This window comes from Methylobacterium sp. J-030, from assembly GCF_022829545.1.
In the GTDB taxonomy this organism is placed as follows: Bacteria; Pseudomonadota; Alphaproteobacteria; order Rhizobiales; family Beijerinckiaceae; genus Methylobacterium.
On record NZ_JAKSYM010000410.1, the window covers coordinates 18,464 to 35,586 of the forward strand.

At 70.2% G+C, this 17,123-nt stretch carries 13 protein-coding genes and 2 pseudogenes; 10 read left to right on the plus strand and 5 right to left on the minus strand.

Translation table 11 applies throughout. The features are described 5' to 3' along the window. Positions 1–6: 6 nt before the first annotated feature. Positions 7–1,590 (minus strand): alpha-amylase family glycosyl hydrolase, encoded by a 1,584-nt coding sequence (locus MKK75_RS34860; protein ID WP_244047042.1) that lies wholly within the window; start codon positions 1,588–1,590, stop codon positions 7–9. A gap of 302 nt (positions 1,591–1,892) precedes the next feature. Between MKK75_RS34860 and MKK75_RS34865 the strand changes: the two genes are divergently transcribed. The 7 genes from MKK75_RS34865 (at position 1,893) to MKK75_RS34895 (ending at position 11,133) form a co-directional block, all read left to right on the plus strand. Further along, complete coding sequence (locus MKK75_RS34865) at positions 1,893–4,430, plus strand: glycogen/starch/alpha-glucan phosphorylase (protein WP_409567652.1); 2,538 nt, start codon at positions 1,893–1,895, stop codon at positions 4,428–4,430. 131 nt (positions 4,431–4,561) lie between these two features. Then, a complete protein-coding gene (gene urtA / locus MKK75_RS34870; protein ID WP_244047044.1) occupies positions 4,562–5,857 on the plus strand; it encodes an urea ABC transporter substrate-binding protein in 1,296 nt (431 codons plus the stop codon). Positions 5,858–6,116: 259 nt separating this feature from the next. Further along, positions 6,117–7,688 (plus strand): urea ABC transporter permease subunit UrtB, encoded by a 1,572-nt coding sequence (gene urtB, locus MKK75_RS34875; RefSeq protein ID WP_244047045.1) that lies wholly within the window; start codon positions 6,117–6,119, stop codon positions 7,686–7,688. Between the two features lie 5 nt (positions 7,689–7,693). Then, a complete protein-coding gene (urtC, locus tag MKK75_RS34880; RefSeq protein WP_244047046.1) occupies positions 7,694–8,848 on the plus strand; it encodes an urea ABC transporter permease subunit UrtC in 1,155 nt (384 codons plus the stop codon). After that, on the plus strand, positions 8,845–9,648 hold the full coding sequence (urtD, locus tag MKK75_RS34885; protein ID WP_244047047.1) for an urea ABC transporter ATP-binding protein UrtD: 804 nt from the start codon (positions 8,845–8,847) through the stop codon (positions 9,646–9,648). Before urtC ends, urtD begins: the two co-directional genes overlap by 4 nt. Positions 9,649–9,814: 166 nt before the next feature. Continuing rightward, the gene (urtE, locus tag MKK75_RS34890) at positions 9,815–10,510 is read left to right on the plus strand and encodes an urea ABC transporter ATP-binding subunit UrtE (RefSeq protein WP_244047048.1); all 696 of its coding nucleotides are present in this window, start codon (positions 9,815–9,817) and stop codon (positions 10,508–10,510) included. Positions 10,511–10,890: 380 nt separating this feature from the next. Next, positions 10,891–11,133, plus strand: coding sequence for a hypothetical protein (locus MKK75_RS34895; RefSeq protein ID WP_244047049.1), 243 nt, complete (start codon positions 10,891–10,893; stop codon positions 11,131–11,133). A gap of 81 nt (positions 11,134–11,214) precedes the next feature. Here the strand turns inward: MKK75_RS34895 and MKK75_RS34900 are convergent, their stop codons facing one another. Together MKK75_RS34900 and MKK75_RS34905 are read right to left on the minus strand one after the other, a co-directional pair. Then, entirely contained in the window at positions 11,215–11,718 is a 504-nt protein-coding gene (locus MKK75_RS34900) for a hypothetical protein (RefSeq protein WP_244047050.1), read from the minus strand. Between the two features lie 278 nt (positions 11,719–11,996). Beyond that, positions 11,997–12,881, minus strand: a complete 885-nt coding sequence (locus tag MKK75_RS34905; RefSeq protein ID WP_244047051.1) for a LysR substrate-binding domain-containing protein — start codon at positions 12,879–12,881, stop codon at positions 11,997–11,999. 541 nt (positions 12,882–13,422) lie between these two features. Here MKK75_RS34905 and MKK75_RS34910 point away from each other — a divergent pair. The 3 genes and pseudogenes from MKK75_RS34910 to MKK75_RS34915 all read left to right on the plus strand — a co-directional run. Continuing rightward, positions 13,423–14,511, plus strand: a pseudogene (locus MKK75_RS34910) (HD domain-containing phosphohydrolase); the annotation flags it as partial. 347 nt (positions 14,512–14,858) lie between these two features. Further along, positions 14,859–14,948, plus strand: a pseudogene (locus tag MKK75_RS36535) (hypothetical protein); the annotation flags it as partial. A gap of 106 nt (positions 14,949–15,054) precedes the next feature. Beyond that, positions 15,055–15,249, plus strand: a complete 195-nt coding sequence (locus MKK75_RS34915) for a hypothetical protein (protein ID WP_244047053.1) — start codon at positions 15,055–15,057, stop codon at positions 15,247–15,249. Positions 15,250–15,265: 16 nt separating this feature from the next. Here the strand turns inward: MKK75_RS34915 and MKK75_RS34920 are convergent, their stop codons facing one another. Together MKK75_RS34920 and MKK75_RS34925 are read right to left on the minus strand one after the other, a co-directional pair. Continuing rightward, positions 15,266–15,976 carry a DUF1013 domain-containing protein gene (locus MKK75_RS34920; RefSeq protein WP_244047054.1) on the minus strand — a complete coding sequence of 237 codons (711 nt, stop codon included), beginning with the start codon at positions 15,974–15,976 and terminating at the stop codon, positions 15,266–15,268. 455 nt (positions 15,977–16,431) lie between these two features. Beyond that, positions 16,432–17,106 (minus strand): TetR/AcrR family transcriptional regulator, encoded by a 675-nt coding sequence (locus MKK75_RS34925; protein WP_244047055.1) that lies wholly within the window; start codon positions 17,104–17,106, stop codon positions 16,432–16,434. Between the last annotated feature and the right edge of the window lie 17 nt (positions 17,107–17,123).

Consider the following 17,123-nt stretch of genomic DNA (forward strand, 5'->3'; position numbering starts at 1 on the left):
GGGCGTTCAGGCCTGCCGCAGGATCACGCCCTCGGCCGGGTCGAGGGCGAGTCTCGCGCGGATCGCGTCGCCCGCACGGCCCGCGCGCGTCGAGAGCAGCACCGTCCAGCCGCCCTCCGGCAGCGGCAGGCTCTGCGGCGCTGCACCGAAGTTCAGCACCACGCGCACGATCTCATCACCGGCGAAGCGCTCGTAGGCAAAGACCTCTGCGGCCCCGAGGGGCACGCCGCGATACTCGCCGACCGCGAGCGCCGCGTGGTCGCGGCGGAGAGCCAGCAGCCGCCGGTGCAGGGTGAGCATCGAGGCCGGGTCGGAGCGCTGGCCCTCGACGTTGCGGGTCGGCCAGTCCTCCGAGAGCGGCAGCCAGGGCTCGGTGGTGGAGAAGCCCGCGTTCGGGCTCTCGTCCCACTGCATCGGCGTGCGCTCCGGGTCGCGGCCGTGCCCGGGCTCGTTGCGCTCCCAGGGATCCTGCGCGCGGCCCGGCGGGATCGGTATGGGACCGAGCCCGATCTCGTCGCCGTAATAGAGAGTCGGCGTGCCCCGCAGGGTCAGGAGCAGCATCGCGGCGACGCGGGCCTGGGCCTCGCCCACCCGGGCGGCGATGCGCGGCTGGTCGTGGTTGCCCAGCACCCAGTTCGGCCAGCCGCCCGGGGGCAGGGCCGCCTCGTAGCGCGAAACGAGCTCGGACACCGCCTCGGCCCGCCACGGGGTCTGGATCAGCTGGAAGTTGAACGGCAGGTCGGCGCCCGAGAGGTCCGGCCCGTAATAGGCGACCAGCCGCTCCACCGGCAGGTAGATCTCGCCGATCAGCACCCGCTCGCCGTAGGCGCGCAGGACATCCCGCATGCCGGCGATCACGTCAAAGATCTCCGGCCGGTCGGCGGAGTAGACCTGCTGGAAGCGGGTGATCTCCGGCGCGCCCGGGGCGTAGTCGGGGTTGACCGGGTTGTCGCGGAATCCGGCATCCTTCATCAGGTGCCAGATCACGTCGACCCGGAACCCGTCGACCCCGCGCTCCAGCCAGAAGCGGAGCACGGCGTGCATGGCCTCCCGCACCGCGGGGTTGCGCCAGTTCAGGTCCGGCTGCTCGCGCAGGAAGGCGTGGTAGTAGTACTGGCCGGTGGCCGCATCGAGGGTCCAGGCCGGGCCGCCGAAATTCGACACCCAGTTGTTGGGCGGGCCGCCATCGGGTCCGGGATCGCGCCAGATGTACCAGTCCCGCTTCGGGCTCGCGCGCGACGACCGGCTCTCGGCGAACCAGGGGTGGGCGATCGACGAGTGGTTGGGCACGAAATCGAGGATCACCTTCAGCTTGCGGCGGTGGGCCTCGGCGATCAGCGCGTCGAACTGCGCGAGCGTGCCGAACAGCGGGTCGATGCCGCAATAATCGGCCACGTCGTAGCCGAAATCCGCCATGGGGGAGGGGTAGATCGGCGAGATCCACACCGCGTCGACCCCGAGCCAGGCGAGGTAATCGAGCCGCGCCGTGATGCCCGGCAGGTCGCCGACCCCATCGCCGTTCGTGTCCTGAAAGGAGCGCGGATAGACCTGATAGACGGTCCCGCGCTTCCACCAGACGGTGTCGTTCATGCTGCGCCCCTCGCGTTGCCGGCACGGATCTAGGGGGGCCCGTCCACGGGCGACCGGCGATGCGGACTACCTATCCGGCAGGTGTGACTGGAATGTCACGATGACCTGTCATATGCTGGGCGCCGTGCCCGTGCGCTCTATCGGGGCAGCGCTGCCACGACTTCGCCGGAAGCGTCCCGCACAGTCGGACGCTTCGGGGCCGGATTGCCCGCCCGTTCATGAGGCGGAAATCCACACAAGAGATAATCGGCCCACGATTTCCCCGGCAACGATCCGGGACGCAGACTTTGGGGGACCCGCACGTGTTGAATGACGTTCTGATCCGGCCCGCGCCACAGGATTCGGCCCGCCAGGAGCACGCACCTGAGGTCTCGGCGCCTGCGTCTTGGACTGTCCCGACACTCTCCGCAAGCGGAGATGCGGTGGTGGACCTGCGGGAATCGATCCGCGCCAAGCTCACCTTCGGGTTGGGGCGTTCGCCCGAGACGGCGCGCCCGCGCGACTGGTTCGCGGCCACCGCCCTGGCGCTGCGCGACCGGGTCGTGGCGGCCTGCATGGAGGCGCAGCGCGGCGTGCCGAACAAACGCGTCTACTACCTGTCGCTGGAATTCCTGATCGGCCGGCTGATGTCGGACGCGCTGAACAACCTCGGCCTGACCGAGGCGACCCGGGCGGCGCTCAAGGAACTCGGGGTCGATCTCGACGCCGTCCAGGATGCGGAGCCCGACGCGGCGCTCGGCAATGGCGGCCTGGGGCGGCTCGCCGCCTGCTTCATGGAGAGCATGGCCAGCATCGGCATCCCGGCGATGGGCTACGGCATCCGCTACGATCACGGGCTGTTCCGCCAGTCCTTCGAGGATGGCTGGCAGCGCGAGGCGCCGGAGACGTGGCTCGCCGAGGGCAACCCCTGGGAGTTCGTCCGGCCGGACGCCGCTTACGCGATCGGCTTCGGCGGCACCGTCACGATGTCGTCCTCGGAGCAGGGGGTGATCCGGCGGCACTGGCAGCCGGCCGAGATCGTGCGGGCGGTGGCCCACGACGTGCCGGTGCCCGGCTGGCGCGGGCGCCACGTCAATGCGCTCCGCCTGTGGAAGGCCGAGGCCGGCGAGCCGATCGACCTCGCCCGGTTCAACGGCGGCGACCATGTCGGCGCGGTCGCGGCGCGGATGCGCGCCGAGGCGATCTCCCGGGTGCTCTATCCGAGCGATTCCTCGGCCGAGGGCCAGGAGCTGCGCCTGCGCCAGGAATACTTCTTCACCGCGGCCTCGCTCCGGGACCTGATCGCCCGCCACGTGGCCGAGCGCGGCGACGTCCGGTCCCTGCCGGACCACGCGGCGATCCAGCTCAACGACACGCACCCGGCGATCGCGGTGCCGGAGCTGATGCGCCTCCTGATCGACGAGCACGGCCTCACCTGGGAGGATGCGTGGCACGTCACCACCAACACGTTGCACTACACCAACCATACCCTCCTGCCCGAGGCGCTGGAGACTTGGCCGGTGGAGCTGATGGAGCGGCTGCTGCCGCGCCACATGCAGATCATCTACCTGATCAACTGGATGCACCTTGAGGAGCAGTCCAAGCACGGCCGCCAGGGATCGTCGGACGAGGCCGCCTACCTCGCCTCGATCTCGCTGATCGACGAGTCGAACGGCCGCCGGGTGCGGATGGGCCACCTCGCCTTCCACGGCGCGCGCCGGGTCAACGGCGTCTCGGCGCTGCACACCGACCTGATGCGCTCGACGGTGTTCTCCGACCTGCACGCGCTCGATCCGGACAAGATCGTCAACAAGACCAACGGCATCACCTTCCGCCGCTGGTTCCACAACGCCAATCCGGGGCTGACCCGGCTCGCGGTCGAGACGGTGGGGGCGGGCGTCCTCGACGATCCGGAGCTGCTGCGCGGCCTCGAGGCCCATGCCGAGGATCCGGCCTTCGTGGCGCGCTACGCCGCCGTGCGCCGGGGGCGCAAGGAGGCCCTGTCCAGGATCGTCGCCGAGCGCACCGGCATCGCCGTCGATCCGGACGCGCTGTTCGACGTGCAGGTCAAGCGCATCCACGAGTACAAGCGCCAGCTCCTCAACGTGGTCGAGACGGTGGCGCTGTATCAGGCGATCAAGGCCGAGCCGCACCGGGACTGGACGCCCCGGGTGAAGATTTTCGCCGGCAAGGCGGCGCCGAGCTACGTGCAGGCCAAGCTCATCATCAAGCTCGCCTGCGACATCGCCAAGGCGGTGAACGACGACCCCGAGGTCGCCGACCGGCTGAAGGTCGTGTTCCTGCCGAACTACTCGGTGAGCCTTGCCGAATCGATCATCCCGGCGGCCGACCTGTCGGAGCAGATCTCCACCGCCGGCCTGGAAGCCTCGGGTACCGGCAACATGAAGTTCGCCCTCAACGGCGCGCTCACGGTGGGCACGCTCGACGGCGCTAACATCGAGATCCGCGACCATGTCGGAGCGGAGAACATCTTCATCTTCGGCCTGGAGGCCGACGGGGTGCGGGCCCGGCAGGCCGAGCCGGACTATGCGGCCAGGGCGATCCAGGCCTCGCCGCGGCTGGCGGCGGCGCTCGACATGATCGCCTCCGGGCGGTTCTCGCCGGAGGAGCCGGGCCGGTTCCGGCCGCTCACCGACGACCTGCGCCGACGCGACCAGTACCTGCTCACCGTCGACTTCGACGATTACTGGCGGGTGCAGCGGTCAATCGACGCCGCGTGGCGCGATCCCCGCGGCTGGTGGGCCAAGGCGATCCGCAACACCGCCCGCATGGCATGGTTCTCCTCCGACCGGGCGATGCGGGATTACGCCGAGGAGATCTGGCGGGTGCGGCTGGGCTGACCGGCGCAACCTCGGATCCGGCGGCGCCTGGACGGGCAGTTACCGGCCCGGCGGGCGCTATTGCCTAATAATGTGGCACACGACTTGCGAGCCCTCGGGCCGTCTCAACGAAGACGACGAAGGGCACCGCCGTGAAAGCATTTGGAACGTGGGCGTCAGCCGCCGCGCTGGCCACCGGGCTCGCGCTGAGCACGCTTGGGGCGGGCGCCGCCCGGGCGCAGGAGACCATCAAGGTCGGCATCCTGCACTCGCTGTCGGGCACGATGGCGATCTCGGAGACCACCCTCAAGGACGTGATGCTGATGCTGATCGCCGAGCAGAACGCCAAGGGCGGCGTGCTCGGCAAGAAGTTGGAGCCGGTGGTGGTCGATCCGGCCTCGAACTGGCCGCTCTTCGCCGAGAAGGCCCGCGAGCTGATCAGCAAGGACAAGGTCGCGGCCGTGTTCGGCTGCTGGACCAGCGTCTCGCGCAAGTCGGTGCTGCCGGTGTTCAAGGAACTCGACAACATCCTGTTCTACCCCGTCCAGTACGAGGGCGAGGAGAGCGAGCGGAACGTGTTCTACACCGGCGCCGCCCCGAACCAGCAGGCGATCCCGGCGGTCGACTACCTGATGTCGGAGGATGGCGGCGGGGCCAAGCGCTGGGTGCTGGAGGGGACCGACTACGTCTACCCGCGTACCACCAACAAGATCCTCGAAGCCTACCTGAAGTCCAAGGGGGTGAAGGATGAGGACATCCTGATCAACTACACGCCGTTCGGCTTCTCGGACTGGCAGACCGAGGTGTCGAAGATCAAGGCGTTCGGCTCGGCCGGCAAGAAGACCGCCGTGGTCTCGACCATCAACGGCGACGCCAACGTGCCGTTCTACAAGGAACTCGGCAACCAGGGCATCAAGGCCACCGACATCCCGGTGGTGGCCTTCTCGGTGGGCGAGGAGGAACTTGCCGGCATCGACGCCAAGCCGCTGGTCGGCCACCTCGCCGCCTGGAACTACTTCGAGTCGATCAAGACGCCGGAGAACGAAGAGTTCATCAAGAAGTGGCAGGCGTTCCGGAAGAACCCGAAGGCCGTCACCAACGACCCGATGGAGGCCAGCTATATCGGCTTCAACATGTGGGTGAAGGCGGTCGAGAAGGCCGGCACCACCGACCCCGACAAGGTGATCGCGGCGCTGCCGGGCATCGAGCAGAAGAACCTCACCGGCGGCACCGCCACCATGCTGCCGAACCACCACATCACCAAGCCGGTCTTCATCGGCGAGATCGAGGCGAACGACCAGTTCGACGTGGTCTGGAAGACCGACAAGCTGATCCCCGGCGAGGCGTGGTCGAAGCAGCTTGAGGGCTCGAAGGACCTCGAGGCCGACTGGGTCAAGCTCAAGTGCGGCAACTACAACACCAAGACCAAGACCTGCGGCGGCGCGTAAGCCCAGCACTCCCTCTCCCCGCACGCGGGGAGAGGGCTCCGGCGACCGCGTCGTCGCCGGAGCGAGGCGGCAGCCGAAGGTGAGGGGGCTTCGACGGACGAGACTTCTCCGGAGCTGCCCCCTCACCGCCGCTCCGGCTTCGCCTCCGCTTCCCGCTTGGACGACAGGGTCCAAGACGGCCTCTCCCCGCACGCGGGGAGAGGGGATACGCGCCTCACACGTGTCGGGCGCATCGCTTTCGGCTTGCAGAACGGCCCCGATGCTCCGTCTCCTCACCCTCTTGCTCCTGCTCCTCACCGCCCCCGCACAGGCGCAGGCGCCCGCCCCCTACGCGCAGCTCGCCGGCGACGGCTATGCCGAGATCGAGGCTGGCGTCGTCGGTCTCGCGGCCAGCGGCGACCCGCGTGCCGACGCGATCCTCTCAGCCCTGTCGGATGGCCGGCTGCTGGTGAGCCCGGACAAGACCCTGCTCATCCGGCAGGGCAACGCCGTCGTGGATGCGAGGACCGGCGCCCCGGCCGCCGACAGCGCCGACCTCAAGCCGGTGCGCGCCAACAACAGGGTCCGCCGGGCGATCGAGGCCGCCCGCGGGCAGCTCGACCTCGCGAGCCCCGATCCGGCCAAGCGCCGTGCCGCCGCCGACGTGGTGTTCAAGGCCCGGGACGCGGCCGCGCTGCCGGCCCTCGACACCGCCCTGGCGCACGAGACCAACGCAGGCGTCCGCCAGGCCCTGACCGAGGCCCGCGCCGCCGTGCTCCTCGCCAAGCCCGGCACGGCGGACACCGACCGGCTTGCCGCAATTCCCGCCATCCAGGCCCGGGGCGATGGCGACGCGATGGGCATCCTGCGCGGTCTCGCGGCGGATCCGAGCGAGGCGGTCCGCGCCGCCGCCGCCCGGGGCATCGCGGCGATCGAGACCCGGCTCGCGATCCTCGGCGCCCTCCAGAACATCTGGTACGGGATCTCGCTCGGCTCGGTCCTGCTGCTCGCCGCCATCGGGCTCGCCATCACCTTCGGGGTGATGGGCGTGATCAATATGGCCCACGGCGAGATGGTGATGCTCGGCGCCTACACGACCTACGGCGTGCAGGAGCTGATCCGCACCAAGGCGCCGTCCCTGTTCGGCTGGTCGCTGGCGATCAGCATCCCCTGTGCGTTCCTGGTCGCCGGGCTCGTCGGCGTGCTGATCGAGCGGTTCATCATCCGCTTCCTGTACGGGCGGCCCCTGGAGACGCTGCTCGCCACCTTCGGGGTCAGCCTCGCCCTGCAGCAGGGGGTGCGCTCGCTGTTCGGCCCGACCAACCGCGAGGTCGGCGCCCCCGCCTTCATGAGTGGCGCCTTCGACTTCTACGGTCTGTCGATCACCTGGGGCCGGATGTGGATCATCGTGTTCGCGATGGCCGTGTTCCTGGGCCTGCTGTTCGTGCTGCGGAAGACGTCCTTCGGCCTGAAGACCCGGGCGGTCACCCAGAACCGCCGCATGGCCGCCGCCATGGGCATCCGCACGCCCTACGTCGACGCCCTGACCTTCGGGCTCGGCTCCGGCATCGCGGGGATCGCCGGGGTGGCGCTGTCGCAGATCGACAACGTCTCGCCCAATCTCGGCCAGGGCTACATCATCGACTCGTTCCTCGTGGTGGTGTTCGGCGGCGTCGGCAACCTCTGGGGGACGCTGGTGGCGGCGCTGACGCTCGGCGTCGTGAACAAGCTCGCCGAGCCGTATATCGGCGCGGTGCTGGCCAAGATCGGCCTCCTGATCTTCATCATCCTGTTCATCCAGAAGCGCCCGCGCGGCCTGTTCGCGCTCAAGGGCCGGGCGGTGGAATCGTGAGCCCCATGCCCCCCCGCACCCCCCTCATCGACCGGAAGGGCTGGGTCTTCCTCGCCGTGCTGGCGCTGGTCTGCATCGCCGTTCCGGTGCTGAACCTCGCGGTGCCGGAGGGCTCCGGCCTGCATGTGCCGACCTACCTCGTCTCGCTGTTCGGCAAGTACCTCGCCTACGCGCTGCTCGCGGTCAGCCTCGACCTCGTCTGGGGCTATTGCGGCATCCTCTCGCTCGGCCACGGCGCGTTCTTCGCCCTCGGCGGCTACGCGATCGGCATGTACCTGATGCGCCAGATCGGATCCCGGGGCGTCTACGGCAATCCGGTCCTGCCCGACTTCATGGTGTTCCTGAACTACAAGGCCCTGCCCTGGTACTGGCAGGGCTTCGACCACTTCGCCTTCGCGGCCCTGATGGTGCTGCTGGTGCCGGGCCTCCTCGCCTTCGTGTTCGGCTGGCTCGCCTTCCGGTCGCGGGTGACGGGCGTCTACCTGTCGATCATCACCCAGGCGCTGACCTACGCGCTGATGCTCGCCTTCTTCCGCAACGACATGGGGCTCGGCGGCAACAACGGGCTGACCGATTTCAAGGATCTCCTGGGCTTCTCCGTTCAGGCGCAGGGTTTTCGCGTCGGCATCTTCGTGGCGACCGGGATGGCGCTGGCGCTCGGCTACCTGATCGCCCGGGTCATGACGGTCTCGGCCTATGGAAAAATCCTGATCGCCGTGCGCGATGCCGAGAGCCGGACCCGCTTCCTCGGCTACCGGCCGGAGCACTTCAAGACGCTGGCCTTCACGGTCTCGGCCATGATGGCCGGCGTCGCCGGCGCGCTCTACGTGCCGCAGGTCGGCATCATCAACCCGGGGGAGTTCGCCCCGACCAACTCCATCGAGACGGTGATCTGGGTGGCGGTGGGCGGGCGCGGCACGCTGGTCGGGGCGGCGCTCGGCGCCGTGCTGGTCAACTACGCCAAGACCGTGCTCACCGGCGCGATGCCCGACGCGTGGCTGTTCGCGCTCGGCGGCCTGTTCGTGGTCGTGACGCTGTTCCTGCCGCGCGGTCTCGTCGGCACCGCGATCGAGCGGTTCGGCAGCCGGCGCGCGGCCGCCAAGCTGCCGCCGGAGCCCGAGATCGCCCCGAAACTCGCGGAAGAAGGGCAGGGCCCGTGAGCACCGACCTCCTCGAACCTCCGGACGCCGCCACCCGCGGCCCCGCCAACCGAAGGCGCGAGACGGACGCGCTCCTCTACCTCGACGACCTGCGGGTGACCTTCGACGGCTACAAGGCCCTGCGCGGCCTGTCGCTGACGCTGGCCCGGGGCGAGTTGCGGGCGATCATCGGCCCGAACGGCGCCGGCAAGACCACGATGATGGACTGCGTCACCGGCAAGACCCGGCCGGACAGCGGCATCGCCCTGTTCGACGGCACCCACGACCTGCTTAAGAGCGACGAGCCGTCGATCGCCGACCTCGGCATCGGCCGCAAGTTCCAGAAGCCGACCGTGTTCGAGAGCCATACGGTGGCCGACAACATCCTGCTGGCCCTGAAGGGTCCGCGCGCGGCCTTCGCGTCCCTGTTCGGCTGGCGCAACCGGGTGGCGCGGGAGCGGATCGACGCCCTGCTGGAGACCGTCGGCCTGCTGGCCCACCGGGGCCGGCCGGCGGCGGATCTCAGTCACGGCCAGAAGCAGTGGCTGGAGATCGGGATGCTGCTCGCGCAGGATCCGAAGCTCCTGCTCGTCGACGAGCCGGTCGCCGGCATGACCGACGCCGAGACCGCCGAGACCGCCCTGCTGCTCCGGCGGATCGCCGGTGAGCACGCCGTCCTCGTGGTGGAGCACGACATGCACTTCGTCCGGGATCTCGGCTGCCGGGTCACCTGCCTGCACGAGGGCGCGGTGCTGGCCGAGGGTTCGATCGAGGCGGTCTCGGCCGACCCGCGGGTGGTCGAGGTGTATCTGGGGCGATGACCACAATCATGGTTTCAAAAGGTCGAGACCTTTTGCGGGTGCAGGGCGGAGCCCTGCTGTCGGGCCGCGCCCGAGGCGGTCAGGGCTTCGCCCTGACGACCCACCGAAGGGACTTGGTCCCTTTGGAATCCCGGTTTCCGCCCTCACAGTCCGATGGTGAACCTCCATGCTGAGCGTCGAGGGCATCGACCTCTATTACGGCGCCGCGCAGGCGCTCCGCGGCGTCTCGCTGACGGCCGAGGCCGGGCAGGTCACGACGGTTCTGGGCCGCAACGGCGTCGGCAAGACCTCGCTGATGCGGGCGATCGTCGGCCAGCAGCCTGTGCGCGGCGGCGCGATCCGGCTCGGCGGCCGCCCGATCCAGGGGCTTGCCCCCTACGACCGGGCGCGGGCCGGCATCGCCTTCGTGCCCCAGGGCCGGGAGATCTTCCCGCTGCTCACCGTCAGGGAGAACCTCGAGACCGGCTTCGCCCCGCTGAGGCGGCGGGACCGCCACATCCCGGGGGAGATCTACGACCTGTTCCCGGTGCTCAAGGACATGCTGCACCGGCGCGGCGGCGACCTCTCGGGGGGCCAGCAGCAGCAGCTCGCCATCGCCCGGGCGCTGGTGACGCGGCCGAAGCTCCTGGTGCTCGACGAGCCCACCGAGGGCATCCAGCCCTCGATCATCAAGGATATCGGCCGGGCGATCACCTATCTGCGCGGCAAGGGCGAGATGGCGATCGTCCTGGTGGAGCAGTATTTCGAGTGGGCCCGCGACCTCTGCGATACCTATGCCGTGATGGATCGCGGGCAGGTGGTGCTGGCCGGCCCCCGGGCCGGCATGGTCGAGGCCGATGTGCTCCGGTGGATGTCGGTGTAGGACCGGCCCCGCTTCCGTGCGGGCTTGCGGATTCACACCGCGCCGGCTGTGCCGCGACGAGGGCCGCTGAGCCCCCCTCGCCCCGCTTGCGGGGAGAGCGCGACGGTCATGCCCTGCCGCCCGCATCAAGCACCGTGCGAAAACGAATATTTAGGCGTCTATTCAGAAATCATGGGACGCATCCGCGGCACAAACTCCGCGAAAACTGTGAATATGGCCCCGGACGGCCAAGGTTAAACCACATTTCGGGCCTGCCATGGCGGCCTGCCGCAGGAGCGCCCCATGACGATCCTCGATCCCACCACCGGCGAGTTGGTCACCATCTCCGTGCCGAGGCCGCGTCCGCAGCCTGGTCCGCGCTGACGGAGCGAAGACGGCCCATGGAGAACGCGATCGATCCGGGCCCGGGTCGCCCGAAGGCGCGGGCCGAGCGGCTCCGCGTCCGGACGACGCCGCCGGGCTTGTGGCTGGTCAGGGGTTGCCCGACGTCGGAAGACGCGCCGCTGGCCGCCGCCGATCTGATCGCGCTGGCCCGGGCGGCACGCGCGACCGCCCCGGCGGGCACGGCCGGAGAGCCTGCGGAGCCGGCGCGAGGACGTGCGCGCAGCATCCCGGAGAGCTGATCGGACGCGGTCGCACGCGCGTTGTGGGCTGGTCCCGGCTTGGCGCACGTTGAACCGGGACGGGGAACGCCCCGGGGCCCCTCAGCAGCCCGTGCAGATCGGCTTGGCGGCGCGACGGCCTTCCTTTTCCAGGCGCGCCATCATCGCCTCGCGATCGTACGAGGACACCTCGAAGCTGGCGATGCGCTTGCCGGCGTCGATCGTCCCCGTCTCAGCCACGGAACGCGCGAGCGCGTCCCTGTTCCGCACGAAGGCCGGCCGCGTCAGCTCCGTCGGGCGCAGGATCTGCCAGCCCAGCCGCGCGCGCGCCGAGGCCGCGAGAACGTCCGTGGGGTTCACCCGCGCGCCCTGGCCCTCGCCGGGACTCTCGGCGCCGCGCGCCAGGGCCGTGCCCGGAATGCGGATCACCGGCAGGGCCGCCGCCGGGACGGCCGGTGCCACCGGGCCCGGGACCGCCTTCAGAGCGGCATCGTGCTCGGACCTGAGGCCCGGCAGGGAGCTGTACGCGGTGGGCACGTTCGGCAGCCGTGAACAGGCGCCGGCCGTGAGCAGGATGAACCCTAGAACCGCGATCCGCGACACCATATTGCCACCCGAGACCAATACTCGGCCATTCTGGCCAAGCTTGTTAACCGTACTATAGCAGCGCGTCCGCAGTGTCCAACGGCCGGGACCGTTGTCCCCTGCCGCGTGCGCCGCCGGCCCGGTCCGTGGTCACCGTGACCGCGGGATTCCGAAGGGCGCGAACCCTCTGGCGGGATGTCGGGGCGGACCCCGAGCTCGGGCTTCCCCCCGGCCCAGCAGGGCTCGGCCCCGCCATCCCGCAACAGGGCGCGCCCGCATGAAACCATGATCTTCGCCGGTCAGGCCCGCAGTTGCGCCACGAAGGCCCGGATGAACGGCGGCAGCCCGTCGAGGTCGCGCAGGCACAGGGTCAGGTCGCGCCGCGCCCAGGGGTCGGTCAGCGGCACCACCGCGAGGGCGAGGCCCTGGGCGGCCCGGGCGGCCGCGCTCTCGGGTAGGATCGCCAGCCCGACCCGGGCCTCCACCAGCCGACACACGGCGTCGAACCCGCGCAGTTGCACCCGCAGGCGCATCGGGCGGCCCTCCCGGGCCGCCTGGGCGACGAGGAACCGGCTGATGGCGCTGCGCCGGTCGAGTCCCACGAGGTCGTGGCCAAGCACCTCGGCGAAGGAGATCGCCCCGCGCCCCGCCAGGGGATGGTCCCGAGCCGCCACCAGCACGAACCGGTCCTCCCGGAACGGGAAGGTCCGGAGCGAGCCGGTATCCACCGTGCCCGACAGGATGCCGAGATCGGCCACCCCCTCGGCCACCAGCCCGACGATCTCCTCGGAGGTGCGCTCCTCCACCTCGACGCCGATCCCGGGATGATCGCCCAGGAAGGCCGAGAGCGCCTCCGGCAGGAATTCGGTGAGCGCGTTGGTGTTGGCCAGAACCCGGATCTGGCCGAAGGCGCCCCCGGAGAAGGCCGACATCTCCTCGCGCAGGCGCTCGACCGCGGCCAGCACCTCCCGGGCGTGGACGAGGAGCGCACGCCCGGCCGCGGTCGGGCTGACGCCCTGGCGCCCCCGGGTCAGCAGCGCGGACCCGAGCGACTCCTCCATCAGCCGGATCCGCGTGGAGGCCGCCGCCAGGGCGAGATTCGTCCGCGCAGCCCCATGGGTGATCGAGCCGGCCTCGACCACGTGCCGGAACAGGCCGAGATCGGTGAGATCGAACCGCATCATCGCCCCGCCCCCTCCCGACAGGCCTCCGGTGCCGGCCTGCCGGACACGATGCGGGCGGGCGGGCGACGGTAGCCCGGGCCCGGGCCCGTGTCAGCGCTCGCGGACGGGCAAGCCGCCGCCCGGGACTGATGGCCCCTGCGGCGATCAATCCTGTTCAAGGCCGCGCCTCCGTTTGAGCGCGATATTCACTATCTGAGCGCAGTCCGATTTCAAATGCACGCAACTAAACGCTCCGATACGCAGATTGTCTGCCGATATCTTCAGAACTTTGCCCGGATACCGAACTATTTCTACTTGACTCGACAGAATAATTATTTACCTTCTTTTAACACGATTCCATCCAAATCTGTCGGACAGTCCCTGGATCGTTGGCATCAATGATAAATCTCTCATGCGATCCTGTCCCGGGATCAAGTCCGACATGCCCGGACCAGCACGGGTCCGGACCGGGACGTTCGACGGCCCTCGGGATGGACCGCCCTCGGCAGCGTTCGGCGCGCAGCCCCGCGCTCGGCGCAACGAAGCCGCCCGGGAGCCCATGATGGACGCACTCCTGGTTGACGACAGCGCGACCATGCGCCAGCGCCTGCGACGGCTGCTGGAGGCCAAGCCGGACGTGAGCGTGACCGACTGCGCCGATCCGGGCGCCGCGCTCATCGAGGCGCAGATCCGGGCCTTCGACCTCATCCTGGTCGATTGCCGCCTGCGCGCCATGGACGGGATCGCCTTCATCCGGTGCATGCGGACCATCCCGCACTACGCCCAGGTGCCGATCGTGATGATGGCCGACGACATCTCGGACGCGGTGCGGCTCTCCGCTCTGGAGGCCGGGGCGACCGACTTCCTGGACCTGTCGATGCAGGGCATCGAGCTGACCGTGCGCCTGCGCAACGTGATCCGCCTCGCCAAGGCGGTGCGGCGGCTGGCCGAGCAGGCGGCCTGGCTCGACGGCGAGGTCGAGGCGGCCCTGCGCCACATGCGCGAGCGCGAGGAGGAAATCATCTTCCGCCTCGCGCTCGCGGTCGAGTACCGCGACAACGACACCGGGGACCATACCTGGCGGGTCGCCCGCTACAGCCAGATCATCGCCGAGGGACTCGGGCTCGGCCCGGATGTCTGCCGCAACCTCTACCTCGCGGCGCCGCTGCACGATGTCGGCAAGGTCGGCGTCCCGGACGGCATCCTGCTGAAGCCCGGGCGGCTCGATCCGGACGAGTTCGCCGTGATCCAGACGCATACCACCATCGGCAAGCGCATCCTGGGCGGAAGCGAATCCGAGCTGATCCGCCTCGCCGCCGAGATCGCCGAAGCCCATCACGAGCGCTGGGACGGCAGCGGATACCCGAACGGACTCGCCGGAACCGGGATCCCCCTCGCCGCCCGGATCGTCGCGGTGGCGGACGTGTTCGACGCCCTGACCACGCAGCGCCCCTACAAGGCCGCGATGCCCTTCGAGGCGGCCCTGGACAGCCTGCGCGCCGAGAGCGGCCGCCATTTCGACCCGGACTGCGTCGCGGCCTTCTGCGCCCGCTGGGCGGATATCCGCGTCGCCGGGGGGCAGGAGCGGACCGCGATCCGCGCGATCATCGAACCCTGGGCACGGGTCCCGACCCTGCTCCGCGAGATCGCGGCCGAGCCGCCGGGGCCGTCCGGCTGGCTCGTGCGCGATCCGCACAGCCTCATCGCCCCGGACGACGCGCCGGTGAACCCGCCGCCGATCCCGCCGTTGACCCGGCATCCGAATGGATCACGCAGGGAGCCTCGACATGAACGCGCGCTGGATGACGCTGCCGGAGATCGCCCAAGCCCGCCACATCTCCCTGGACGCGGCCCGGCGCCTGGTCGACGCGACGGACTGCCCCAAGGTGTTCCGCACCGACGGAACGGTCTACCTCATCTGATCGCCGCGCGGCCGGACGATCCAACGCTCGGGCGGTCCTGAGACGAAGCATTCCGGTTTCCGGGCGCGGGGATGTCCTGACGGTCTCGGTCCATGCTGACCCGTCGGACTACGTCCCGTTCTACGCCGGCTGCGCCGACGAGACCGGCATCGGGGAGGGGGCCGGCTTCAACCGCAACCTGCCGCTGCCCCCGGGCTCAGGCGACGCCCCCTGGCTGGAAGCCGTGGCGGTGGGCCTCGCGGGCGGTCGCCGCCACGGCCCCGGAGCTGGTGATGGCGCTGGGCCTCGACGCCGCGGCGGACGATCCGATCGGCGCCCTCACGGTGACCCGGGCGGGCTTCGCCGGCGCGGCGGAGCCCGCCCGGGCCGGGCTGCCCACCGCCCTCGTCCAGGAGGGCGGCTACCTCTGCGCGGCCCTGCCGGAGACCCTGACGGCGTTCCTGGCCGCCTTCGACGCGGCCCGGTAGGGCCGCGGGCGCCTCATCAGTCCTCGTCGTCCTCGTCCTGGTGCCGGCCCTTGAGCTTGGCGAACACGGAATCGGCGTCGAGCCGCTCCTCGCGGCCGCCATGCTCCTCCTCGTGCACGCCCTCGCCCGCGTCGCGGGCCGTGGAGACCTCCGTCGGGAGCAGGGAGGCGCCGGGCTCGGCCGCCACCGCGGCCGGGCGGTCGGCCGCCGCGCGCTGGACCTCGAAATCGAGGTTGATCTGGGTGGCCAGGCCCAGGGTCACCGGGTCCATGGGCTGGAGCGAGCCCGAGTTCCAGTGGGTGCGCTCGCGGATCTGCTGGATCGTCGACTTGGTGGTGCCGACGAGCCGGATGATCTGCGCATCCTTCAGCTCCGGATGGTTGCGCAACAGCCAGAGGATGGCGTTCGGCCGGTCCTGGCGGCGCGACAGCGGGGTGTAGCGCGGCCCCTTGGTGGTGCGCTTCACCTCCGGCAGCTTCACCTTAGAGACGGCGGGCTTGAGCCTGTAGTGCGGCGCCTTCTGGGCCTTCTCGATCTCGTCCCGGGTGAGCTGACCGGTGGAGACCGGATCGAGCCCCTTGATGCCGGCCGCGACCTCGCCGTCGGCGATGCCCTTCACCTCCAGCGGGTGCAGCTTGCAGAAATCGGCGATCTGCTCGAAGGCGAGCGAGGTGTTCTCGACCAGCCAGACGGCGGTCGCCTTGGGCATCAGCGGACCCTGGGACATGTCTTCTCGTGCTCCGGCCTGGCGGGACGGGGGCCGGGCATCGGGCCGCGGGCTCCGGATGGTCGATCCGGATGTCCCGTCTCACGCTGTTGAATGGGGATGACTTACTATAGGCCGGGGCTCGGGGGGGCGCAATCGCGCGTTCGGGCGCCGGGCCTGGATTCTCCCGCCCCCGGCGATACGGCTAAGCTTCACGCCGTGAGCGTGACCGACTCACCCGCGAAGGCCGCACGCGGCCGGTTGCGGCCGGGAGTGTGGAGAGATGGTCTTCTCTCTGGCAGTCTCAAGAAACGGAAATGGCGAGTGGAGAATCCAGCTCCGACTCGCCATTCACCCGGTGTTCTTGAGTTGGCTAAACCCTAACGGGTAATTGCCAGGGATCGGCGGTGGCACCCGCCGATCCCACTCCCGAATATACCGCAGCCTGGACCGCCCAACAACGGTCCGGTCGACGGTCAGCGCGGGCGCACTCCGTCGAGGAACAGCCGCACCGCCGCCCGCCGCCGCCGCTCCTGCGCCTCCGGGTCGGTGGCGATGCCGTAGAGGCTCGCCTGGGACGACCGGCCGAGGACGAGGCTGAGGAACAGGTCGGCCGCGATCTCGGGATCGGTCACCGTGATCCGGCCGCGCCGGGCGAGGGCATCAAGCATTTGCGCCACCGCGCGCACGCCGCGCAGCCAGCCCTCCTCGTGGGCGAGGCGGGCGAGTTCCGGGAAGTGCAGCGCCTGGGCCACGAGGTTGCGCTTGAGCATCGCCGCCCCCGGCGATTGCCCGTGGGCCAGCAGGGTGCGGCTCAGATCATCCAAGGTCGCCTCGACATCGTCGGTCCCGGCCTGCGCGGCCTGCGCCTCGGCGGCGGCGGCCAGCGGCGCCAGCCACGCGGCGATCCGCTCGCGCAGCACCGCCTCGAACAGAGCCCGCTTGTCGCGGTAGCGGGCATAGACCGTCGGCTTGCTCATCCCGGCGGCCTCGGCGACCGCGTCGATGGAGGTGGCGTCGAAGCCGCGCTCCAGGAACAGGGTCGTCGCCACGGCGATCAGGTGCGCCTCGCGCCGGGCCGCCTCGGCACGGGTCGGCCGGCCGCCGCGTCGCTGTCCCGCCTCCGCCGCATCGATCTCCGTGACCGCCACGCGCGATCCTCCTTGCC